This window comes from Novosphingobium sp. Chol11 (assembly GCF_900218065.1).
Classification (GTDB): Bacteria; Pseudomonadota; Alphaproteobacteria; order Sphingomonadales; family Sphingomonadaceae; genus Sphingobium; species Sphingobium agri.
Genome location: NZ_OBMU01000002.1, coordinates 416409 through 439098, shown reverse-complemented (window position 1 = coordinate 439098; position 22690 = coordinate 416409). Strand labels below are relative to the sequence as shown.

The 22690-nt window shown below is 60.8% G+C and carries 17 protein-coding genes; 8 read left to right on the top strand and 9 right to left on the bottom strand.

Going from position 1 to position 22690, the window contains the following annotated elements; genetic code table 11:
• Positions 1-3 precede the first annotated feature (3 nt).
• Both NCHOL11_RS14585 and NCHOL11_RS14580 read right to left on the bottom strand, forming a co-directional pair.
• Positions 4-2298, bottom strand: a complete 2295-nt coding sequence (locus NCHOL11_RS14585) for an FdhF/YdeP family oxidoreductase (RefSeq protein WP_097093271.1) — start codon at positions 2296-2298, stop codon at positions 4-6.
• Positions 2299-2352: 54 nt separating this feature from the next.
• Positions 2353-2805, bottom strand: coding sequence for a MaoC family dehydratase (locus NCHOL11_RS14580; protein ID WP_097093270.1), 453 nt, complete (start codon positions 2803-2805; stop codon positions 2353-2355).
• Between the two features lie 362 nt (positions 2806-3167).
• On the opposite strand from NCHOL11_RS14580, the gene NCHOL11_RS14575 reads away from it, so the two are divergent.
• The 3 genes from NCHOL11_RS14575 to NCHOL11_RS14565 all read left to right on the top strand — a co-directional run bounded on the left by NCHOL11_RS14575 (position 3168) and on the right by NCHOL11_RS14565 (position 7596).
• Positions 3168-3917 (top strand): helix-turn-helix domain-containing protein, encoded by a 750-nt coding sequence (locus NCHOL11_RS14575; protein ID WP_097093269.1) that lies wholly within the window; start codon positions 3168-3170, stop codon positions 3915-3917.
• Positions 3918-4211: 294 nt separating this feature from the next.
• A complete protein-coding gene (locus tag NCHOL11_RS14570; protein WP_097093345.1) occupies positions 4212-6680 on the top strand; it encodes a TonB-dependent receptor in 2469 nt (822 codons plus the stop codon).
• Between the two features lie 25 nt (positions 6681-6705).
• The gene (locus NCHOL11_RS14565; protein ID WP_097093344.1) at positions 6706-7596 is read left to right on the top strand and encodes a Coq4 family protein; all 891 of its coding nucleotides are present in this window, start codon (positions 6706-6708) and stop codon (positions 7594-7596) included.
• A 73-nt stretch (positions 7597-7669) separates the two neighbouring features.
• On the opposite strand, the gene NCHOL11_RS14560 is transcribed toward NCHOL11_RS14565, so the two are convergent.
• The 5 genes from NCHOL11_RS14560 to bktB form a co-directional block, all read right to left on the bottom strand.
• Positions 7670-8194 (bottom strand): VOC family protein, encoded by a 525-nt coding sequence (locus NCHOL11_RS14560; protein ID WP_255254851.1) that lies wholly within the window; start codon positions 8192-8194, stop codon positions 7670-7672.
• A 63-nt stretch (positions 8195-8257) separates the two neighbouring features.
• Complete coding sequence (locus tag NCHOL11_RS14555; protein WP_097093267.1) at positions 8258-10006, bottom strand: N-acyl-D-amino-acid deacylase family protein; 1749 nt, start codon at positions 10004-10006, stop codon at positions 8258-8260.
• Between the two features lie 194 nt (positions 10007-10200).
• A complete protein-coding gene (locus tag NCHOL11_RS14550) occupies positions 10201-12585 on the bottom strand; it encodes a PAS domain S-box protein (protein ID WP_217991093.1) in 2385 nt (794 codons plus the stop codon).
• 124 nt (positions 12586-12709) lie between these two features.
• Entirely contained in the window at positions 12710-13021 is a 312-nt protein-coding gene (locus tag NCHOL11_RS14545) for a hypothetical protein (protein ID WP_097093266.1), read from the bottom strand.
• A 175-nt stretch (positions 13022-13196) separates the two neighbouring features.
• Positions 13197-14378 carry a beta-ketothiolase BktB gene (gene bktB / locus NCHOL11_RS14540; RefSeq protein ID WP_097093342.1) on the bottom strand — a complete coding sequence of 394 codons (1182 nt, stop codon included), beginning with the start codon at positions 14376-14378 and terminating at the stop codon, positions 13197-13199.
• Positions 14379-14555: 177 nt separating this feature from the next.
• On the opposite strand from bktB, the gene NCHOL11_RS14535 reads away from it, so the two are divergent.
• A complete protein-coding gene (locus NCHOL11_RS14535) occupies positions 14556-15215 on the top strand; it encodes a TetR/AcrR family transcriptional regulator (RefSeq protein ID WP_176502300.1) in 660 nt (219 codons plus the stop codon).
• 130 nt (positions 15216-15345) lie between these two features.
• Positions 15346-16065, top strand: coding sequence for a TetR/AcrR family transcriptional regulator (locus tag NCHOL11_RS14530; protein ID WP_097093264.1), 720 nt, complete (start codon positions 15346-15348; stop codon positions 16063-16065).
• Positions 16066-16072: 7 nt separating this feature from the next.
• Here the strand turns inward: NCHOL11_RS14530 and NCHOL11_RS14525 are convergent, their stop codons facing one another.
• Positions 16073-17329, bottom strand: a complete 1257-nt coding sequence (locus NCHOL11_RS14525; protein ID WP_097093263.1) for an MFS transporter — start codon at positions 17327-17329, stop codon at positions 16073-16075.
• 537 nt (positions 17330-17866) lie between these two features.
• A complete protein-coding gene (locus tag NCHOL11_RS14520; protein WP_097093262.1) occupies positions 17867-19117 on the bottom strand; it encodes a TetR/AcrR family transcriptional regulator in 1251 nt (416 codons plus the stop codon).
• 122 nt (positions 19118-19239) lie between these two features.
• Between NCHOL11_RS14520 and NCHOL11_RS14515 the strand changes: the two genes are divergently transcribed.
• From NCHOL11_RS14515 to NCHOL11_RS14505, 3 genes are read left to right on the top strand one after another with little or no spacing between them, the layout of a single operon-like run.
• Positions 19240-20100 (top strand): TauD/TfdA dioxygenase family protein, encoded by an 861-nt coding sequence (locus tag NCHOL11_RS14515; protein ID WP_176502299.1) that lies wholly within the window; start codon positions 19240-19242, stop codon positions 20098-20100.
• 13 nt (positions 20101-20113) lie between these two features.
• Positions 20114-20968: a Coq4 family protein gene (locus NCHOL11_RS14510; protein ID WP_097093261.1), complete on the top strand. Its 855-nt coding sequence runs from the start codon at positions 20114-20116 to the stop codon at positions 20966-20968.
• On the top strand, positions 20965-22689 hold the full coding sequence (locus NCHOL11_RS14505; protein WP_097093260.1) for an N-acyl-D-amino-acid deacylase family protein: 1725 nt from the start codon (positions 20965-20967) through the stop codon (positions 22687-22689). Before NCHOL11_RS14510 ends, NCHOL11_RS14505 begins: the two co-directional genes overlap by 4 nt.
• The last annotated feature ends 1 nt before the right edge of the window (position 22690 follow it).

Sequence of the window (22690 nt, the reverse complement as noted above, 5' to 3'; positions counted from 1 at the left end):
GGCTCATCCCTCCCTTCTGATAACCACCGGCACCGATTTGGCCGCGGGGACATGGCTTTCTTCGGCATGGTGCTCGATCGGGATCAGCACATTGCATTCGGGATAATAGGCGCCAAGGCACCCGCGCGGAATATTGTAGACCGTGGCGATCAGGCCCGGTCGCCGACGCACGCGCCCATCTGGTGACGGCGCTTCTAAGGCAATCACATCCCCTTCCTTCACGCCTTCCGCCATCATGTCCTCAGCATTCATGAACAGGACGTCGCGCGTGCCCTTCACCCCGCGAAACCGGTCATGATAGCCATAGATGGTCGTGTTGAACTGGTCGTTGGAACGGAGGGTCATCAACCGATATTGCCCACCCTTGTCCTCAAAGCCGGTGGCGGACAGGCCAGAAGGCGGCAGGAACTCCGCCTTGCCGCTGGGCGTCTGCCAAATCCGCTCAGCCGCCTTATTCCCTTTCCAAAAGCCGCCCGGCTCGAACAACCGCTTGTTGAAGTCCTTGAACTTTTCAGGATAGGTCGCCTCGATCGCGTCCCTGATCCGGGCGTAGTCCGCGACCCAGCTGTCCCAATCCACATGCGGATTATGCGGCAGCAGTCGCTTGGCGATCGCGCCGACGATAGCCGGTTCGGACAATAGGTGTGGACTGGCGGGCTCGGCCTTGCCCAGCGAGCCATGGATACAGCTGGTCGAATCCTCCATCGACACGGCTTGCGGGCCATTCTGCTGAACATCCTGCTCGATCCTGCCCAGACAGGGGAGCAACCATGCCTCATGTCCGGGGAAAAGATGGCTGCGGTTGAGCTTCGTCGCGATGTGGACAGTAAGATCCAGATCGGGCCAGGCCGCTTCCATCTTGTCCGTATCGGGTATTGCGCGGAGGAAATTGCCGCCAAGGCCGACAAAGGCCCGAACCGACCCATCGACTATGCCCGTGCATGTTTCGACGGTGTCCAATCCCTTTTCGGTTGGCGGATCAAAGCCATAAAGCTCCTTCAACTTCTCGACCGGCGCGAGTTCCGTCTTCTCCGTAATGCCAACGGTGCGCTGCCCTTGGACATTGCTGTGACCACGCACCGGCGTCGGCCCAGCACCCGGCTTACCGATATTACCCCGCAGCAGGAGCAGGTTGACGAGCATCCGGACATTTTCGACGCCCTTCACATGCTGGGTGAGGCCCATGCCGTAGATGCCCAGCACAGCCTTGGACCGCGCATAAACCCGCGCCGCCTCCTCCAGATTCCAACGGCTCAGGCCGGACTCTTGTTCGATCGCATCCCAATCGGTCGCGCGCACCTTGTCCGCGAACAGGTGGAAGTCCTTCGTATGCTGCTCGATAAATTCTTGATCCAGTACGGCAGGATCGCCGACCGCCTTGGCGGCATCGTCCCACTCGATCAGGAACTTGGCCAGACCCATCATCGCCGCGATGTCGCCGCCCGCTTTCACCTGATGATATTGGGTCGATATGCCTGTCTCTTTGAGCGTCGCCATCTCGATCGGATTTTGTGGATCGGTGAACCGCTCAAGACCACGTTCGCGCAGGGGATTGAATGTGATGATCTCGACACCGCGCTTCCGCGCGCGGCGCAGGTCGTGGAGCATGCGAGGTGAATTGGACCCGACATTCTGGCCGAAGAACAAGATTGCGTCGCAATCATCGAAATCCTTCTGCTGGGTCGTGCCAACCGCTTCCCCAATCGCCGCCTTCAAACCGACCGAGGTCGATTCATGACACATGTTCGAACTGTCAGGCAGGTTCTGGTTGCCGTACATGCGTGCCATCAGCCCATACATGTACGAGGCCTCCAGGCTCGTGCGCCCGGAGGAGTAAAACACCACCGACTTGGGATCCATCAGCCGCAACTTCGCAGCGATGGCGTCGAAAGCCTCTTCCCATGAACAGGCCACATATTTGTCCGCAGCTGCATCATAGCGCAGCGGGTGCGTCAGCCGTCCATGCTGTTCCAGATCATAGTCCCGCCAACCGCGCAGGCTTGTAACGTCATGCTCCAGGAAAAATTCAGGCGTCGTGCGAAGCTTCGTCAGTTCCCACGCGGTCGCCTTTGCGCCCTCTTCGCAAAATTCGGCAGGATGCGGGCTCGCCGGTTTCGACCAGGCGCAACTGACGCACATGAAACCATCGGGCTTGTTCTGCCGCGCCAGTTCCCGCATCCCCTCCGCGGGGAAATGTTCGCGAGGCAGAATCTCGGCCAGCGACCGCACCGAACCCCAACCTCCCGCAGGCCCCTTGAAGGGCTTGATGCGGGGTTTCCCTCCCTTGGTCGCTGCCATTTTTGTTTCCGATTTGTGTCTGGTCAGGCACAAACGGATTGGCGGGGCTTTGGTTCAAAGCTTGAACTGGGTAATCCATTCGCAGATCAGCGCAGGCTTGTCCTCACCCTCGATCTCCACAGTGGCTTCTGTGGTAAGCTGTATTTGGCCTGGCCGCTTTTCGACAACCTCCAGCGACTTGAACCTGCCACGCACATGTTTGCCCGACCGGACCGGCGACAGGAAACGGAGCTTGTTGCTGCCATAGTTGATTTCGGTCGCGCCATCCGGGACGATGTCGCCGCGCGCATCCGCACACAGATAGGGCAGAAGGGAAAGCGTCAGGAACCCGTGAGCAATCGTCCCGCCGAAAGGAGACTGCTTCGCGCGCTCCGGATCGACATGGATATATTGGTGATCCTTCGTCGCTCCCGCGAACTGGTCGATCATCTCCTGACTGACGAAGACCCAGTCCGACACATCTTCCTTATCCAGCCGCGCCTGAAGATCGTCGAAAAACTGGGTCATAAGTCCACCTCTCCTGCCAGAATTGATCACCGCCTGACCAACATGGCAGGAGGGCCTCAAGCATCTTCGTCAAAGCTATGCTCAAGCATGGCCGATTGCGACAGGAAAATGCTCCAGAGCGGGCGATGCGCTCACTTCCGTCTTGTAAGCTGCATCGTGCCCCTTACCCTTCTGCGAAAGACAAAAGCTGGAGAGGTCATGACTAGGAAAGGTAACAAGCTTCGGCTGCACGAATATCGTGCAGCCGAAGAGTCGAGGGATGGATATCGACCACGGAAACGTCCGCGATCAAACATCGCGGTCCACAATCTAGCGCCATGGCTGGAAGACATCATCCTCCGAGCAGCGAAAGGGATCATCTGATGAGCCCCCCTCATCCCTCCAGCGACCCCTTCGGCATGGAACATGAACTCCTGCTCGCGGCGTTGCGCCGCCGATTGAGAGCGGCGGGACTCACCCAGGCAGATGTTTCGCAAAAGCTGGGTGTGGGCACCGCAACGGTGAAGAGATGGCTGCACGGCCGGGGCCTTGGCCTGCGCACTTTGTCGCAACTGTGCGCTCTCGCCGATACCACCCTTACCGAAATCGCCGAGGAGGCGGCTGTCCGCGACCGGTCATCCGACAAGCTCACGCTCGCCCAGGAAAAAGCGCTGACCGCCAGCCCTGAACTATCGACTGTCTTCTTCATCATTGTCACGGGATGGCCGGTGTCGGAGGCCGAGGAGGGGTTCGGCATTCCGCCCGAACATATCGCACAGCATGTCGAAAGGCTGGAAAGGCTGGCCCTCATCGACCGGCTGCCCGGAGGACGGCTCCGCGCACGGCTAGACCCCGCGCACGTATGGCAACGCGAACCAATGCGGCGACATTTCGAGCAGCATATGAAGCATCTGTTCTTCAATCTGGATTATGGCGATCCCGATACGATCTTCGGAGTCGAAACCGTCAAACTCTCGCCCGTCGGCATCGCGCGCGTTGCTGAACGGATCGAACGGTTCAGGGCGGAATTGCGTGAAATCGCGCAGGTGGACCGCCGCACGTCCGCTCTGCCGGGCGAATGGCACGCCATCCTGGCGGTGGCGTCGCCAGTCACTCCGCTCATACCACGTTGATCGCTGATGGTGCTTGACGAAGGGATCATTTCAAGACACGCTGCATGCAAACAAGATAGCGCGGCCGAAGAGCTGATCGTTGGCTGACGCTATCAGGAGAGGATGCAGAAAGGGCTCGCGGCCATGTGCCGGCGACCAGGCTGCATCAGGAAGAAGATAATGGCGGCACACCGCCAAGCGTCCGTTGCCGGATGCGCATAGGCGCATTTGGCCGCGGTCGAAGGTCCGGGCTCTTAACTGGGAGTGCGGCCGTATCGAGGGATGGCATCGCCCGACGAAAGGAAGGGGATTGCCATGCGTTCATTCATTGCCGTTGCGTTAGCGGGCATATCATCGTCCGCCACGACAGCGGCCCTGGCGCAGACTGCCGACCCGGCCGGGCAGGCCACGGTTCAAGGGCAGCTGGCCGACATCATCGTGACGGCGCAAAGGCGCGAGGAGAGCCTGCAAAAGGTGCCCGTGGCCGTGACCGCGATCGGCGCGGAGCAGCTCGACCAGCTGCGCGTCACCAATGTCCGCAACCTGGCCGGACTGGCGCCCAGCCTTCAGATCAACACGCAGGGCCTGCAATCCAATCCCACCATCATTATACGTGGCGTGGCATCCGGCACCTCTAACAATGCCGTGGATCCAAAGGTCGGCATCTATCTGGACGGCGTCTATATCGGGCGAACGGTAGGATCGATCTTCGATCTGTCCGACATCCAACGCGTCGAAGTGCTACGCGGCCCACAGGGAACCCTGTTCGGTCGCAACGCCACCAGCGGCGCAATCAGCCTTGTGACGGCAGCTCCATCGGGTGAGTTCGGGGTTCGCGGGACCATTTCCTATGGCAATTATGATGCGTTTCGCACGAAAGTCTCCGTCGACCTGCCCGCCTTCGGCCCTTTGTCGGTCAAGCTGTCCTATCTGCACGACGAGATTGAGGGCGATTATCGCAACCGGCTGGGGGGCCGCACGATAGACCTGCGCCAGCGCGATCCGTCCTTCGGCGTGCAACGCATTGCCGACCGGCTGGGCGAACGCAATGTCGATGGTATAGGCGTCGCGGCAAGACTGGATTTGGGCGACCTCACTGCCGACTATCGCTTCGACTATACCGATGCCCGTTCCACCGGCCGCGCGATACAAAGCTTCGGCGTCATCCCGGATGCATCAGGCCAATTGCTGGCGCCGATCATCGCTTTCCAACCGCTGTTCGGCGGGATCACCAATATCTCGACCGACCGGCTGACCTCCGTCGCCAATGCCACGAGCGCGGAACATGTGGTGACGCAAGGGCATAGCCTCACTTTCACCTATCCCGTGAGCGATGAGATCACGCTCAAGAGCATCACTGCCTTTCGCAAGTTCCGACAGGACCCGAACATCTACGACCTTGGCGCCACCGGAGGGCTGCGGTTCACGACCGAACAACTGCAGGCGCTGCTGGCTGGCAATATCCCGTTTGTGGTCGACCCTGACAATGCTCCTAATCCAAATGATTCCTTCTTTTCCCTGCTGACATCCCGATCGACCAGCCAGAAACAATTCACCCAGGAATTTCAGGTCCAAGTCACATCTGAAGCATTCGACCTGACTGCGGGCCTCTTTTACTTCCATGAAAATACCCCGGCGACAGACATATTGGGTATTTTTCAGCCCGTCGCGAACGGCGTTGTCCTAAATACATCGACCGTGGGCGTCATTCCCAACCTACCGGTCGGGCCAGTTGCCGCCGACATCAATGGCGACGGAGTCATTGATGCGGCGGACTTCAACCCATCGCTCGACAGCATATTCGGCAGCGGCCTGACCCGCACCCGCGCCATCAATGACAGCTACGCAGCCTATGGCCAGCTCACCTACCATCTGACCGACACGCTCGATCTGACCGGCGGCCTGCGTTACACCATCGACAAGCGCGAAAACCGGATCTTCGCCGTATCAGGCGGCCAAGGCGGGCAGCTGGGCGTCGGTGACTATAAGGTCGATTACAAGAAGGCGACCTGGGCGGCCATCCTGACATGGAGGCCGAACAATAATGTAACCGCCTATGGCAAGGTCTCCACTGGCTATGTGACCGGCGGCATCTTGAGCGGCATCCCCTATAAGCCGGAAACGCTGACCGCCTATGAGCTTGGCCTGAAGACGCAAAGCTGGGGCAACAGGCTGCGGACCAACATCGCCCTGTTCTACAGCGACTATAAGGACCTTCAGACCCAGAACTTCATCAACGGCCGCCAGTTCTTCGACAATGCGGGCAAGGCGAGCATCAAGGGCTTCGAGCTTGAGGCGGACCTGGTTCCGGTACGGGGGGTAACGCTCAGCGGCAATTTGAGCTACACTGACCTTGATTATAAGAGCTTCATCCTGAACGGGGTCGAAGTTGCCGATATTGCACGCACCACTTTCGCTTCCAAATGGCAGGGCCGCGCCTCCGTCCAGTATGACAGCCCGGACATGAACATGGGCGGCCATATCTCGGCTCGGGTGGACGGGCGTTATCGCAGCCGCGCGCCACTCGTCTCGACACCCTTCTTCGACCTTGCAGGCAATAGCGCCGACCTGAATCGCTACGCCTACACCAAGGCATATTGGCTGGTCGATGGACGGATCGGCTGGGTGGACATGCCCTTGGGCGGAGCGAAAGCGTCGCTCTCTTTGTTCGGCCAGAACCTGTTCAATCAGCAATATAATCCATTCGGGTCGCCCGTCCTGCAACTCATAACCAGCTACGAGCGCGGGCGGACCTATGGTGTCGAGCTTGGGGTAAGTTTCTGAAGACAGAATGTAGAGGAGAGAGATGATGGAAAACGACATTTCAGCGCGCGTGAGCAGCGCGGATTTTGCATATTATAACGGGTCGGGGCCGGGTTTCACGACCGAAAGCTCGGTCCTGATCAGTTCCTCGCCCTATCTCAACCATCCGCAATTACGGGCTCTGATCGCACAGGAAATGCTGCGGCGGAACGGCGCAGAATTACCCAATACAGCCTATATTCCCGACGTCGTGAAAATACTGATGGAACTGGAGGACTGGCCCCGCATCTTCCAGCTGTTCGAGGAAGAAAAAGCACGGCTACCCGAGTTCAAATCATGGCTGGATGGAAAGAAGGTCTCACTGTTCAAGACCGAGGAACTCGCAGGCGCGGAACCCGGAACCCTCCGCGCCGTGATCTACGACTTTGTCGTTAACAGCGGCTATAATATGGATCATTTCTTCCAGGGTATGGAGATCAAAACCGACTTCGACTTCTACATGAAGGAGCGGACCCATACCCATGACATTGAACATATGATCACGGGCTTTGAGACCAATCATGCCGGCGAGGTTGCCCTGATCGCAGCCAATATGCGGGCACTCTATCAATATTTCGTGCCCGAACTCGCGTCCTTCTTCAACCGCGTCAGCTCTTATCTGCGTGCCAAGACGATGATGAAAAGCGGCCTCTTCTATCCAGAGGCCGTCAAGGTGGAACTTGAAGCGGAGGACATCGGCGCAGCGCAGGGCCGGAACTGGAAGCATCCGCTCTTCCTCATCCCCTATCGCGACTATCTCGATTGGCAGGTGCAGGACATTCGCGAGGAGTTCGGCATCACCAACCCGCCCAAGTCAGGTGAGTGGGCATGGACCACCGCGATCAGCGAAGACCCGAGACCAAACCACCAAGGCATGACCTCCATGGCGGCGGAGTAAGTCCAAGCGGCGCTGTCCCTGTATGTCAGGGGCAGCGCATAGCTCTTTTGCTTTCAATCATGGAAAGTCGCCGTCAGGCGGCGGCGAAGTCAATCACAGTGACGGGATCGGCTCCGTCCCAGTTACGAGCAGCGGCAATCCCCGCATCGCACATGCCGCGCATGTCCGCGCCGCAGATGAATTCGAACAACTGTCCGGGCTGACCCGGAGCGCGCAGATAGGCGACGCGCGTCGCGGGATTACGGGCGGAGAACAGCAATTCCATGCCGCCTTCCACCGCCGCGCCGACTGCGGCATCCAGATCATCAACTATGCGGGCGATATGGTGAAGCCCTAGCAATCGCTCGCCATCATCGGAACGATAGGGCGACGGGGCATCATTCGTCGCCTCGATCAGTTCGATCTGCACGCCGTCCTGATAGGATAATCCGACATGCATCGTCACCCGCGTCGGCTGGCCGCGATATTCACCGTCCAGGGCGACATTGCGGAATACCGTCCAGGGACCCACGCCTGAATGACTGATCCAGCTGTCGATACTGGCATCCAGATTTTCCACCAATATGCCAATCTGGTCGATAGCGCCGAATCTAGCCAAATCCCCGATCCCCTTCTCGCAAGGCAGGATGCGGAAGACGTAAGCCTCCCGCATCCCCTTCTTTTACTCGGCCGCTTCCAACGAAGCCAGCGCGTCATTCGCCGCCGTCGGTTGCAGATATTCACCCGGACGAGCGCCGGTGTAGCTGCTGCCGTCAAAGGTCTTGACGCCATTCACCAGCGTGAGCCGCATCGGCGCGGCCGGACGGGTGAAGCGCCACGTCGTGCCGCCGTCACCATCGGGCACGTCGAACCGCTTCTCCATGTTGCGATATTCAACCTCGCCAAGATTGAACACGGCAATGTCAGCGCGGCGGCCGACCTTGATCTCGCCCGTGTCATGCAGGCCGAAGAAATTGGCGAGCTTGCCAGTCTTCACATGGATCGCCTGCTCCAAAGTGAGCAGCCCTTCGCGGACATATTTGGTGAAGAGCAGGATATTCTCGCCGCCACCGCATAGCATTTGAAGATGCGCGCCAGCGTCGGAGATATTGCCGACCGTCTGCGGGTCCAGCATCAGCTGGATCGTCAGGTCCTCGTCCTTCGGGAATGGAGCCATGTGCACCGTGGATTTGGTGCCATTTTCAAGGATCCACTGCGCCATCGCGTCAGAACGATGCAGCCCACGCGCTTCCGCGAACTCCTTCAGCGTCCCGCCTACCGGCCCAGCGCCATTTTCGCTGTCCAGCAGATAAAGGTCCTGCGGATTGTTCATCGGCGAATGCGGCCAGGCCTTGGTGTCCCAGCTCGCCCGCGCCCGCGCCCGCCAATCGGGATCAGCAAGCAACCGAGCCTTTTCCTCATGCGTTTCGGCGAGCACGACCTCATGCCAGACATAGTCATTGGACTGGGCGAAGATCAGCGACTTGACGAGGCTGAGCGTGCTGGTCGGCGAAACATGCGCATAGCCGGGCCACACATCGATCCCTTCTTCCTTCAGCTTCGCAAGCGTTTCCTGCAGCCGGGGCAGAATATCCTTCTGGAATTCCAGCGTCGGGACGGCGCCTGCCACCTGCATCCGGATCGCCCGGCCCTTCGTCAGTCGCCCAAGCCGTTCCAGACTCTCAGGCCCGGTCTTGCGCATGAAGGTGTCGATGATGACCTGGTAGGTGGTGCCGGGGTAACGTTCCATCACGGAAAACAGCGCTTCGAACTCCGCATCATCGGCAAGCAATGTGGGAATGGCGCGGTCGTCGCCATCATGGTCGTGCAGATTGTCCGACAGGCCAAGAGCGCCAGCGGCCAGCGCGTCCTCCAGCAGTTCGGCCATGCGGGCAATTTCCTGTGGAGTCGCCGCGCGGTCCCATGCCTCGACGCCCATGGCCGCAAGGCGCAGGGCAATATGACCGACGAAGGCGGAGTAATTGGCGGGCAGGCTGATGTTGCGCGCCATTGATGCCTTATATTCCGACCACTTCTCCCAATCCCAGGGGACGTTCTGAAGGAACGGCTTCAACGGGATATCCTCGAAGAAGGAGAAGATCTTGATCATCTCCAACTGCGCGGCCTTTTCCTTCGAAAGCGGCGCGGCGCTAAATCCGCAATTGCCCAGAATGACCGTAGTCGCGCCATTGCCGGGCAGCGGATCAAGGTCCGGCTGCCACCACATCGTCGCGTCATAATGGGTATGGCTCTCGATGAAACCCGGCGTCACATAGCAGCCGTCAGCGTCGACGACCTCCTCACCGGCGGCGGCGGTCAGGCCCGCGCCAATCTCGGTGATCCTGCCGCCTGCCACGCGTACGTCGGCAGGATAACCGGGCGCGCCTGTTCCGTCGATCACAGTGCCGCCACGGATCAGAATGTCCGTCATCTCTCTCTCCTCTTGAGGCTTGTTTTCCCTCGAGCCGAAGCCATTGCATCTGTGTCGCCTGTCTACGGGCGATCGTGCTGGACACAGGCTATCGCGAGCGGGACGGCCGCCGCAAGTTCACCTTCAAACAAGTCGGCGATGGGATCATGCCATGATCCGCCGTGGTATTGAGTGATGATCCCGTCCGGCTTGGCTCAGGATGCGTCGGTAAGCATCGACCTTATCCGGGTGGCCAGCGCTTCCATGGCGAAGGGCTTCGTGATCATCTCCATGCCGGGCTCCAGAAAACCCGATGCAAGGGCAGCATTTTCCGCATAGCCGGTCATGAACAGGACCTTGAGCGACGGCCGCAATTCCCGCGCCGCATCCGCCAGTTGGCGGCCGTTCAGCCCCGGCAATCCGATGTCGGTGATCAACAGGTCGATCCGCCGCTTTGACCGCAGCATTTCCAGGCCGCTAGTGCCATCGACAGCCTCCAGCGCGGCGTAGCCGAGTTCATGCAATTCTTCCAGGATCAGCCCGCGCACGACCGACTCATCCTCGACGACCAGCACGACCTCACCCTCCTCCGCATGATGCATCGGGCCGGGTTCTGGAAGCGCCTCCTCATCCTCGGCGCTGCCATGATGACGGGGGAGGTACAGCTTGAACGTCGTGCCCTGACCCACTTCGCTATAGATTTTCGCATAGCCTTCGGACTGCTGCGCGAACCCATAGATCATCGATAATCCAAGCCCGGTGCCCTGCCCGATCGGCTTGGTGGTGAAAAATGGCTCGAATGCCTTGCTGATGGTATCGGCACTCATGCCGATGCCTGTGTCGCTTACACAGAGGCAGACATATTGCCCGGGCCGGACGCCACGCTGGCGAGCGACATAGGCGCGGTCCAGATGCGCGTTGCAGGTCTCGATGGTCAGCTTGCCGCCATCCGGCATCGCGTCACGGGCATTGATCGCGAGGTTCAGGATGGCGCTTTCCAACTGGTTCGGGTCGCATTTGGTAACCCACAACCCGCCTGCCAGCACGAACTCCAATTCGATGCGTTCGCCACTCGTGCGCCGGAGCAGATCCTCCATCGAGGCGACCAGCGCATTGACGCGCACGGGCTTGGGATCAAGCGGCTGCCGGCGGGAAAATGCCAGCAGGCGATGCGTCAGCGCAGCCGCCCTGTTGGCTGCAGTGGACGCGCCACTGATGAAACGGTCCAGCTCATCGACGCGCCCTTGGGCAACGCGCCGCTGCACGATCTCAAGGCTGCCCGTGATTCCCTGCAAAAGATTGTTGAAGTCATGGGCGATGCCACCTGTCAGCTGTCCGACCGCCTCCATCTTCTGCGACTGGCGGAGCGCGGCTTCCGCTTCGGCCAGCGCGGCAGCGGCCTCGACCTCCGCTGTGATGTCGCGCCCGAAGCCATAGAAGGTTTCGTTTTCCGGCACCGTCGTCCACTGAATGATCCGCTGGTCGCCATCCTTTGTTCGCAAGGTGGTGCGATAATCCAGCAGCGGCATGCCTCCGCGCAAGGAATCTACTCGCTGCTGCCAGCTGTTTTCATCCTCCACCATAAAGTCAGTGCTGCGCCTGCCCAGCGTCTCTTCGCGCGACCAGCCCAGCTTCTGCGTCCATGACGGATTGACGTCGGTGATATGGCCCTGCGTGTCCGTCACGACCTTTAGGACGGGCGACAGGTTCCAGATGCGGTCCCGATCTCGCGCCATGTGCCGTTCTTCGGTGATGTCACGGCCGACGGCATGGATACGCCCCGCGTCAGGCACAGCCGTCCAGGCGAGCAGCCGGTATCCGCCATCGCGCATGCGGTAACGATTTTCAAACGCCAGCGTCGTGATGCCTTCGCCTAGTTTCTCAATCTCCTGACTAGTGCGATCCACGTCGGCAGGGTGGATGAACTCGGCAAGTTGATGGCCGATCATCTCGTCCTCCGCCCAGCCCAGCATGCGCGTGGCGGACGGGTTGACCGCTGTGATCCGTCCGTCGAACGTGCAGACAAGCAGCAGGTCGCGCGATATCGCCCAGAGCCTGTTGCGATCATCCTGAAGGCGGCGGTTCGCCAGCACCTTCTCGGTAGTCTCGATGACGATCGCCACCACGCCGATCGCTGTGCCGTCCTCATCAAGAACAGGGGAATATTCCAGGTCTGTCCATAATTGCTTGGGCGTGCCGTCGCGGATCAGGGTCAATTCCTGATCCTGGTAGGACAACGTCCCTCCTTCGCGGTATACCTTCTGCATCACATTGGCATTGAAGTCGGCAACCTCGTGCCAGCCTTCCAGGACATTGGTGCCCAGCAGAGCGGGATGACGGCCGCCCGCGAACGTGCGATAGGCGTCATTATAGATCATCACGCCCTTGTCGCCCCAAAGCGTGACGATTGGCACCGGCGATCGCAGCACGAAGGCCAGCATGCTTTTCATGGCGGTTGGCCATATATCGATCGTGCCGATGCTGGTGACGGACCAGTCGAACTGGGCGATGCGGTCGCCCATTTCACCGCCCCCACCCAGAAAATCATTATAGTTGCCGCCCGCTTGCCCGCCCAAAATCGTCACACGCTTCACACCCATTAGGCCACAGCGCCAGTTTCATGGCTTAGCGGCGGCCGCTTCCGACCGACCGGAACTCCTGATCGCTCAAGGAGTTCCGCAGGCTGGCTGCAGCACGCCTCGCCCAACTTTTCATTCGGATGGGTCAGGCAGCGGACTGAAGCCTCACCGTTTCGCTGGCCTCTGCGACATTCGCGCCATGGGCACGACGCTCAGGCTCCATCATCAGCTCGATAAAGTGCCACCATGCCGGAGCGGCGGGGCGCATGCTCAACAGCTGACCTTGGCGGTGCACAGCGATCCAGCGGCCATCTTCCCGCTCATATTTCCAGTGCGGATCGCAGTTCAGCGGGACTTGTTCAAATTCGTCCGCACGATTTTTCTGGGAGCCGATCGCCCGCAATTGGCTTGGAACTTCGCGGCAGACGCCGCCAGGAAACTCGACGAGAACGGACATGATCTACTCCATGCCAGCGGTTCATCGACCGCCGCCCCGTCTAAACGCACGACAAGTGATTGAGTTCTCGAAAGAAGGTGAGGTTTAACATAGATGACGGATCATTGACGTCCGCCGCCAGCATGGGCCAAGGAGCCGAACGCCGCATCCACGGCATTCGGCTACTCCTCAATGATCAGCCGACATTCTCGATTACCAAGGCAATACCCTGGCCGCCACCGATGCACATCGTTATAAGCGCATAACGACCACCGGTCCGCTTCAGTTCGTAGGCAGCCTTGATCGTCAGGATCGTGCCCGTCGCACCGACAGGGTGGCCAAGCGCGATACCCGACCCGTTCGGGTTCAGCTTGTCGCGATCGAACGCCAGCGCATTGGCAACGGAAAGAGCTTGCGCCGCAAAGGCTTCATTGGCCTCGATCACGTCCATCTGATCAAGCGTCAGTCCGGCGCGCTTCAGCGCCACGGGCGCCGCCTTGATCGGCCCCTCGCCCATATATTCCGGCTCTACGCCCGCATGTCCCCAGCCAAGAATCTTCGCCAGCGGCTTCAATCCCCGCCTTTCCACTTCGCTGCCGGTAGCCAGCACGACGGCCGCCGCGCCGTCATTGATGCCGGACGCATTGCCTGCCGTGACCGTGCCGTCCTTCTTGAACGCAGGGCGCATCGCCGCCAGCGTTTCGATGCTGGTGTCCGCGCGCGGATGCTCGTCCGTATCGAAGATGGTGACGCCCTTGCGCGTCTTGATCTCGACAGGAACGATCTGCTCCTTGAAGCGCCCTTCCGCAATCGCCCGCACCGCACGCTGATGCCCTTCAACCGCCAGCGCATCCTGCTGCTCACGCGTGATGCCGTGGCGTTCGGCGCAATTCTCCGCGGTTACGCCCATATGATAGCCGCCGCTTGCATCCTGAAGCCCGCAAACCAGCGCATCCTCGACGGGGTTGTCCCCCATCTTGCGGCCCCAGCGTGCGCCATGATCATGATAGGGCACGTTCGACATGGACTCAGCGCCGCCAGCCACGGTGATCGCCGCTTCGCCGAGCTTCATCATCTGCGCCGCCGACACGATGGCCTGTACGCCCGACCCGCAGAGCCTGTTCAACGTCAGGGCGGGCACCTCCAGCGGGACGCCAGCCTGCAACGCTATGGTGCGCGACAGCATGCCATCGCGAGCGCTGGTCGGCATGACCTGGCCGATGACCACATGCTCGACGTCAGACGCCGGAACGACAGCACGGGACAGCGCCTCCTTCACGACGATGCTGCCAAGCTGCGACGGCATGAAGGGCTTCAAGGAGCCGCCGAAATCGCCGATCGCCGTCCGAGCGCCGCTTACGATATAGATATCTTCCATCATCTGGTCCTCTGCACGATTGGGGTGCCAGTGCTGCACTTGCACGCGCTCATGCGCCCCTGTGCACGGGTGTCAAGAACAATGCGCATCTTGCCGCGCCAATGTGGGGCTCTCGCCCATTCTCCCTCACTGCGCGCCATATGGCCAAAGCACCATCGTCCCGTTAGGGTGAAATCCATGACCAGCATCGCGCAAGGCGCCATCAGCGAACCGATCGTCCAACGGACCAGCAAGGGCCAACGCACGGCCGACAGGTTGCTCGATACCGCCGAATTGCTCTTCGCGCAGAAAGGCTATGACGCGACTGCGTTGCGGGACATCGCTGCGGCTGCGAACATCCAGCAGCCCGGACTCTACAAATATTTCGAAAGCAAGGACGCCCTGTATCGCCAAGTCCTGCAACGCGCATTGCAGCCCTTGGCCGACGAGATGGAAGCGACCATCACCAGGTCTCCGCAGGAGGCCTCATTCCGCACCTTGACCGATCGGCTGGTCGATGTGCTGACGCAGCATCCTAATGTCTCCATGCTGCTCATACGCTCTATTCTTTCCTCCCCGTCGGACCGTGACGAAATCGGCATGGCATGGGTGGAGCGGCTGATCGATTATGGACGACGTATCACGCAGGCGGCGGAGTTGGAGCCTGCGGCAGAGGATTTGATCCTTCAGACCGTGGCGATCTTCAACCTGATGTTCGGCTATTTCTGGGCCGCACCCGTGTCGCGGAGCTTGGCAGGTATCGACCCGCTCTCACCAGCCATGATCGAACGGCAAAAGGCTTTGCTCAGCCGCTTCATAGCGACGATCGAACAAGGTAAGCCCCTCAGCGACCCGTGACGGCGGCGAAAGCGCCTCGCCCTCAAAAGGGGCAGATGGCGGCAGCAACTTGTATCCCTTCCGTAAAGCCTTAGACTTTACCATCGTCGCCTGCCGCGACGCTGCCTGTTCCCGGAGTATATTTCCACCAATGCCAGCCACCCGTCTCTCCAGCGCCGGTCGCCGGGCCTCCATCATCGCTGCGGCCAGGGCGGTTTTCGCGCGCCACGGGCTTGAAGGCGCACGGACGCAGCAGATTGCGCGCGCTGCTGGAGTGTCGGAGGCATTGCTGTTCCGTCACTTCCCGACGAAGACGCATCTTTACCGCGCCGTGTTGCGCGAGGTCATCACCGATCAGAATATCGTCATGCGCTCATTTGGCGAGGCAGAGGCAAGTAGCGAGGGCCTGCTCGAAATACTGCGCCGCACGTTCAGCTATGCGATGGCGGGCATGCATGCCGTCAACGCGGAAGGATTGCGCATGGTCGTGGGCAGCCTTGCTGGTGACGGAGGCTATGCCCGCCTCGTCTATCGGCGCGCATTGCGCATGACGCTGCCCAATCTGGAACGGGCGATCGAAGCGGCGAGGGCTGATGGAGGCATCGCCGGAGAGACGCTTTCAGTCACCAATGCCGGGGCCTATGTGGAACATGTCAGCACGATGATGATGATGGCCCGCTGCCATGACAAGGTCGCGATCCCCTATGACGAAGACCGCGCCTTGCGCGACGCGATCCTCTTCTGCGCGCGGGGCCTGGGCGTGGACGAAGGGCGCATCCTGAAATTCCTCAAGCAGATGAAGCCGAATGAACCTGGGGATGCATCCTTTGTGAAACCTGCTGCCAGCGTCGCACCTTCAAACGCCGACTGAGTGACTCCTACTCTGCAAGTCGGTTTGCGGAGCGAGATGCGGTTGCCCGCGCCATCGCCACGAAAATTATGACCACGAGCGCGCAGCCGCCGATGATGATCAAGGCGACTGGCGTATACCCCCCGACCGCGTCACGCAGCACCCCTGCAAGCGGCGGCAGGAAGAAGGTCAGCGGCAGGGTGACGAGGCCGAACAGACCGACGACACGAGGGAGCGACTGCTGACCGAACAGGCGGCCCGAGAGCATGTTGATCGCCGGGAACACTCCGGCGCCCCCTGCCCCCAGCATGAGCGATGCCAATGCCATGATCGGAAAGGAGATGGTCGAAAGCAGAGATGCCCAGCTGATCGCCAGACCCCCCGCAATGAGAGCCAGCGCCAGGGGTGCCCCCAACCGGCCACACAGGAAGCCGATCGCCAGGGAACCGATCACCGCCGCTCCACCCATGATCGACAGCAGCCCCGCCGCCTCATCAGCCGCGACCCCGCGTTCAGCGACAAAAGCGACAAGGTGCGACACCCCGGTGATGCCGACAGCATTCAGGTAACCAGCGCCAAGGCACATCACCCAGAAGGCAGGGCTTCGCAGCACGGTGCGATTGGGCAGCATTGCACTCGCCTCCCCGGCATGCGGGTGTCCCGGCTGCTCCCCGCCGTCCTGCGGCCCGTCCGCCACGCCCAGCATCACCGGCAATAGCAGGACGTGCAGAACCGCCAGGATCAGGTAAAAGGCAGACAAGCCATGGTCGCGCAGGATGAAAATGCCCACCATCGGCAGCAGCGCTACGAACAGCGGCATGTTAGCGACGCCCAGTGCTGGCCCAGGATTATGCCTGAACCAGTTGCTGGCGAGAACGCTCGAAGGAAATGGGCCGAACATGGCGAGGCCAACCCCGATGGGCAGGGCATAAAGCAGCAGCACGACAGGCATGCTTGGCGCGATCGCCAGCAAGGCATAGCCGATACCCGACATCAGCGTACCGATCGTCATCGTCCAGCGCAGCCCGATCCGCCCGATCAATGTCGCCACAAGCGGGCTGACAAGGCCCATCATCAGAACGGCCAAAGCCAAGGCAAGCGTCGTCGCGCCCCGACTTGCCCCATGGAGTTCCTGCAACGGCAGAACGGAGATCCCGAAACCTCCAAAGGCGCTACCCACCGCAACATTCTGCGCGAGGAAGGCGCGGAACACCATCATCCGCGCTCGTCCACCATGGCCGCCCGCGGCAGTGCCCGCGGCAACAGCGCCCGTCATCCCATTCATTCATGAGTCTCCTGCTGGACTTTGGAGAGCTAGGCCAGTTCACCCCTCTTCGCTGGCAAAAAGCAGTCCATCCGTCACCTATTCACGCGATATGGCATGCCCGCCAAAATAAGCGGACACCATTAGCGGCCGCAGCCGAACAGATAGCGTGTATTCACGATAATCATGCCTCTCTCTCCCGAGAATCCGGCCCTTTAGCCGATATTATTTTATTAATGAGAACTGTTGATGCTGGCCGCCGCGCAAGCAATGGGACGAATTCAAATCTGTCCCGCTCAGCTCGTTTTCGCGAATATCCGGCCTCCTCTGTATGTCTCGCCAGACAGGCGGAGATCATGTCCTTTGCACATTCTCCGACGCGCTTGGACGAAAGGATGATGACGAGGCTGCGTAGCTTTGTCAAAGCACTATTTGCCGCCAAAACCTCCATCGGGGATCAGGCATATTCCTATGCGGCGGGGTTCATAGATTTGGCTACGCATTGGCAGGCTTGGCGGTCCGCATCGGCATCGTTGGGCCAACGGGATGCCGATAGAATCACAACGTCGCCAAATATCCGTGCAGGAATATGGTTGCCGCGCGCTCGGCATAATGTCGCCTATCGGACTCCGCGACCGGATGACCGCCCGCAAGCAGGCGGTTACCCCTCATGGCGAGTACCAGAAGTTGCCGCGCGTGCCACTCAGAACTCTCTCTGATGCCAAGGCTTTCCAGCCAAGGGATCAGACCATCCACCCAGGGCTTGCGCAGGACGAGATACACCTCCCTCGCCAAGGCCGCATCGCGCCGCGACTGGCTGATAACGGCACGATGCAGGCGGATGGATGTGGTGGAGGTCAGGCTTTCGAGCGCCGCCTCCACATATTGACGGAGTGCGACGGGATCAGCCCGACCCAAGGGAAGCACGGGCGGTTTTGCCTCACAAGCGCAGTCGGACGCCAATATCCGCATGGCTCCCGCGAAAAGCCCGGCCTTGCTCCCGAAATGCCGGTAGAGCGTACCACGCCCCACCCGCGCCTCCTCCCCGATGAGGTTGAGGTTCGCGCCCTCAAAGCCTTCCTGCAGAAAATGGCACCCTGCCACGTCCAGCAAGGTCCGGATATGGGGAAGCGGTTCCTCGAACGGCGAAAGCCTCATATCCGCCAAAGGCTCGGGCGGCGGCAATCCGGCCGCTCCGCCACCCCCGGCCCCTTGCACGAATAGCGCAACGGCATGGCGCGCGGCCCGCTCACGGCCTTCCGGTGAGGGGGCAGGAAAGCCCATGAGCACGACTGGCCCCTCAACCGCGAGCGATCCGAAGTCCAATGCCAGTTCCAGGGGGACCGGGCGGTCGATGCCCTTCTCCCGCGCATGATCCTCCAAAGCCTGCCGCACAGGCTCCAGGCGCATCCCCTGCCCGCTCTGCAATGATGCTGCCAGGTCCGGCATCTTGTGCGCCACGCCAGCGGCGACCCAGAGCGCGCTGAACATACCCTGGTCCAGCGCCGAGTCGAGAATGGCCCTTGCCAGCCCCGCCAGTTCGGACCCGCCCGTTGCTGCACTTTCATGCACCGCCGCCGCCCGCGCGTCGAACTCCGCCCCCTGCGCCTCCAGAGCCGCGCGGAACAACGCTTCCTTGTCGTCGAAATAGCGGTAGATGGTTTCCTTGCTCACCCCGGCGGTGCGAGCGATCGAATCGATGCTGACGGCATCGAAGCCCCGCTCCACAAATTGCGCGCGCGCCGACAACAGCAAGTGACGGACGCGCGGCGATGACACCTCGCCCCTGCCTTCTGGCACCAATTTCATCCAGCATCCTTGCGCATTGTCGGGCTGCTATACCAGCCCACCGCCAGGATACACCCATTGTTGTTGACGACAACCGAACGGTTCGATACCGTTCGTCGGAGAAAAAGACGGAGAGGCATGAAATGGCACTGCCATGGACGGAACGGCCACTGGAGCCGTTCGGTGTTGAAATCGGCATCGGGTTGCAATGGCCGCTACCCGACGGTTTCGAACAACGGCTGACCGAACTGTTCGATCGCCACAAACTGATCCTGTTCCGCAACCAGCAGCTTGACGAAGCGGATCAGGTGAGGCTGCTCGAAAATTTCGGCCGGGTCCTGGGATCACATGGCGAATATCGCGAAATCTCCAGCGATGGCGCGCTGGGCTCCGGGCCGCTCACCTGGCACAGCGATCTGGCTTTCACGGAAGAGCCCTTCAAGATCATCTCGCTGCACGCCGTTGCCGTTAATGACGGACAAAGCTGGACCGACTTCGCCAACGGCGCGGTTGCAGCCGCCTCCCTGCCATCGCAGTTGAAAGCCGCTGTCGCGGACCGGGAAGCGGTCACAATGATCGCGCCGATTCAGACACACCGGTCGGTCGGCTACGATAGTTCAACCGACATGCCGCACCAGGTTCGCCCGGTCATCATCCCTCATCCCCGGACTGGCGAGCCGATCCTCTACATCAGCGACATGCAGACCGCTCGTATCGTCGGCATGGACCAGCCGGACAGCGACGCCACGCTCTCAGCCCTGTTCGCCGAACTCTATCGCGACGATCGTGTCTACCGCCACCATTGGAACAATGGCGACCTCGTCATCTGGGATAACATCGCTCTCCAGCATGCCCGCGGCGACTTGACGGGTATGACGCCTCGCCGCCTCCAGCGCATCGTCGTCGCGGACAAGAGCTTCTTCGACCTCCTGCCGCAATTCAAGGTGGGCGATGAACGGATCAGCGCCTGGGGTTCAGGCAACAAGCAATTGGTTTTGGATTGAAGGAACGAGAAACATGGTCGACATTCCCTATCTCGCGCGCGGCCTGATGCCTGTGGAAACAGACAGCAGCATACTCATCTCTTCGTCCAAATATCTCAATAATCCCCGCCTGCGCGAATGGTTGGCGATGATCCTGTTGCGTCGCAACGGACCGGACGTGCCGCCTCCTGCGGAAATGTATGAATTCCTGCCGATCCTCGATTCACTGCGCGATTTCGACGCGATCGAGGACATGTTCACGCAGGAAAGAAAGGTAAATCCCGAACTGGATGCATGGTTCAGCGAAGGCTTCATCTCCACATATACGATCGAAGATTTCAAACAATATGAGCCCGGCTCTCTCGGCGGCATCTTCTACCAGCAGATGACGGCCGGAGATTATGAAATCCAGATCACGCCCTGGAAAGAACCGGAAACGCAGCTTCAATATTATAATCTGCGTTCGGGCCAGACGCACGACTTCGAACATATCCTATGCGGCGGCGGCTTCAACTTCATGGGTGAGCTGGTGCCTTACTGGTATCGCCTCACCAACGTGCCCAAGCATATGCGCAACCCGCATCTGGCGGCGGAGGTGAACATGATCCAGATATTCGGGTCGCTCCGCTACACCGTGCGCACGATGCTTCACTATCCCGAAGTCTGGCCGACCGCCGTCAACGCGATCCAGCGGGGCATGAAGGTGGGGCAGCAGAGCGACGCCCTCTTCATGAAGAAGCTCGAAGCCGTGTTCCACCTGCCGCTGGCGGAAGCGCGCGAGGCGCTGGGCGTGCGCGGCGTCGAAGATGTCGACACCTCGCAAGAGGGCGCCTTCTGGGCGTCGGACGGCAAAACCAGCCTTGAACCCATCGCGAGGGCCGCCGAATGAGCGCATGCGACCTGCTGATCCGGGGCGGAACGATCGTCGACGGCAGCGGCGGTGAGCCGTTCGTCGGCGACGTCGCGATCGCAGACGGGCGGATCGTCAGCGTCGGCACCTTTACCGGCGATGCCCGCGAAGTGATCGATGCGGCGGCCCTCACCGTCACTCCCGGCTTCGTCGATATCCACACCCATTATGATGGTCAGGCCATCTGGTCGGAGGAACTCTCCCCCTCCTCCTCCCATGGCGTGACCACGGTCGTGATCGGCAATTGCGGCGTCGGCTTCGCGCCATGCCGCCCTGCCGATCACGACCGTTTGATCCGCCTGATGGAGGGTGTGGAGGACATTCCCGGCGTCGTCATGGCAGAAGGGCTCAGCTGGGATTGGGAAAGCTTCCCCGACTATCTGAACGCACTTGAAGCTCGCCCCCGCGACATCGACGTCGCTGCCCTTCTGCCCCATAGCCCCTTGCGCGTGTTCGTGATGGGCGAACGCGGCGCGCAGCGCGAACTCGCGACGCCTGCCGACCTCGAAAAGATGCAGGCCCTCACCCGCGAGGCGCTGGATGCGGGCGCGATTGGCTTTGCGACCTCGCGCCTGCTCATCCACCGCACCAAGGCGGGAGAGAATATCCCAAGCTATCAGGCCGATGTGGAGGAACTGAAGGCCATAGCGGGCGCCATGCGCGACGCCGACACCGGCGTCTTGCAGATGGTGCTGGACGCCCCCTTCTCCAGCTGGCCCGACGAACTTGCCCACCTTCTCACGGTCGCAAAGGCAGCGAACCGGCCCGCGACCTTCACCCTGGGCACGTCGAACACGGGCGAGCCGGTCTGGCAGGAGGCGCTGCGCATCTGTGAGGAAGCCAATGCGCAGGGCCTGAAGATCAGCCCGCAAATACTTCCACGCCCCGTCGGCATGATCTGCGGCTTTGAACTATCCAGCCACCCCTTCTCGCTCTGCCCAAGCTATGAAGCGATCGCCGCCCTGCCGCTCGACCAGCAGCTCACGCATCTGCGCGATGGCGATTTCCGCGCCAGGCTCACCACCGAGAAGCCGCATGAAGGCCATCCATTGGCGATGATGACCCGCAACTGGGACTGGATATTCCCGCTCTCCGACCCACCCAACTATGAACCCCCGGCGGAAAGCAGCGTCGGCGCGCAGGCCCGCCGCCTCGGCATCACCCCGGAAGAAGTCGCCTACGATCTCATGATGAACGGCGGCGATGGCCGGGGAATGCTCTACAACACACTCGGCAATTTCTATAATGGCCGCCTCGACACGGTGCATGACCTGATCACCCACCCTGACACCGTCATGGGACTTGGCGATGGCGGCGCTCATTATGCCGCGATCTGCGACGCAAGCTACCCCACCTTCCTGCTGACCTACTGGACCCGTGACCGAGCCGGGCAAAAGCTCAGCATCCCTCAGGCCGTCCGCGCGCTCACCTCCCGCCCGGCGGAGACCATGGGCCTGCGCGACCGGGGCAGGATTGCTCCTGGCTACAAGGCGGACATCAACATCATCGATCTTGAAGCGCTGCACCTCCATGCCCCGCATGTGCGACACGATCTGCCCGGAGGCGGTCGTCGGCTGGACCAGAAAGCGACCGGCTTCGTCGCGACCATCGTGTCAGGCGACGTCATTCGCCGCAGCGACGGCGCGACGGGTGCACGACCGGGAAGGCTCGTCAGAGGCGCTCAGACTGCCCCAGCTTGAA

Bases quoted from the DNA above. Each gene is read 5' to 3' on its own strand.
- NCHOL11_RS14575 (WP_097093269.1), top strand. From the start codon at position 3,168: ATGAGCCCCCCTCATCCCTCCAGCGACCCCTTCGGCATGGAACATGAA.
- bktB (WP_097093342.1), bottom strand. From the start codon at position 14,378: ATGGAAGATATCTATATCGTAAGCGGCGCTCGGACGGCGATCGGCGAT.
- NCHOL11_RS14580 (WP_097093270.1), bottom strand. From the start codon at position 2,805: ATGACCCAGTTTTTCGACGATCTTCAGGCGCGGCTGGATAAGGAAGAT.
- NCHOL11_RS14550 (WP_217991093.1), bottom strand. From the start codon at position 12,585: ATGGGTGTGAAGCGTGTGACGATTTTGGGCGGGCAAGCGGGCGGCAAC.
- NCHOL11_RS14515 (WP_176502299.1), top strand. From the start codon at position 19,240: ATGGCACTGCCATGGACGGAACGGCCACTGGAGCCGTTCGGTGTTGAA.
- NCHOL11_RS14510 (WP_097093261.1), top strand. From the start codon at position 20,114: ATGGTCGACATTCCCTATCTCGCGCGCGGCCTGATGCCTGTGGAAACA.
- NCHOL11_RS14585 (WP_097093271.1), bottom strand. From the start codon at position 2,298: ATGGCAGCGACCAAGGGAGGGAAACCCCGCATCAAGCCCTTCAAGGGG.
- NCHOL11_RS14525 (WP_097093263.1), bottom strand. From the start codon at position 17,329: ATGAATGGGATGACGGGCGCTGTTGCCGCGGGCACTGCCGCGGGCGGC.
- NCHOL11_RS14530 (WP_097093264.1), top strand. From the start codon at position 15,346: ATGCCAGCCACCCGTCTCTCCAGCGCCGGTCGCCGGGCCTCCATCATC.
- NCHOL11_RS14565 (WP_097093344.1), top strand. From the start codon at position 6,706: ATGGAAAACGACATTTCAGCGCGCGTGAGCAGCGCGGATTTTGCATAT.
- NCHOL11_RS14570 (WP_097093345.1), top strand. From the start codon at position 4,212: ATGCGTTCATTCATTGCCGTTGCGTTAGCGGGCATATCATCGTCCGCC.
- NCHOL11_RS14545 (WP_097093266.1), bottom strand. From the start codon at position 13,021: ATGTCCGTTCTCGTCGAGTTTCCTGGCGGCGTCTGCCGCGAAGTTCCA.
- NCHOL11_RS14505 (WP_097093260.1), top strand. From the start codon at position 20,965: ATGAGCGCATGCGACCTGCTGATCCGGGGCGGAACGATCGTCGACGGC.
- NCHOL11_RS14555 (WP_097093267.1), bottom strand. From the start codon at position 10,006: ATGACGGACATTCTGATCCGTGGCGGCACTGTGATCGACGGAACAGGC.
- NCHOL11_RS14535 (WP_176502300.1), top strand. From the start codon at position 14,556: ATGACCAGCATCGCGCAAGGCGCCATCAGCGAACCGATCGTCCAACGG.
- NCHOL11_RS14520 (WP_097093262.1), bottom strand. From the start codon at position 19,117: ATGAAATTGGTGCCAGAAGGCAGGGGCGAGGTGTCATCGCCGCGCGTC.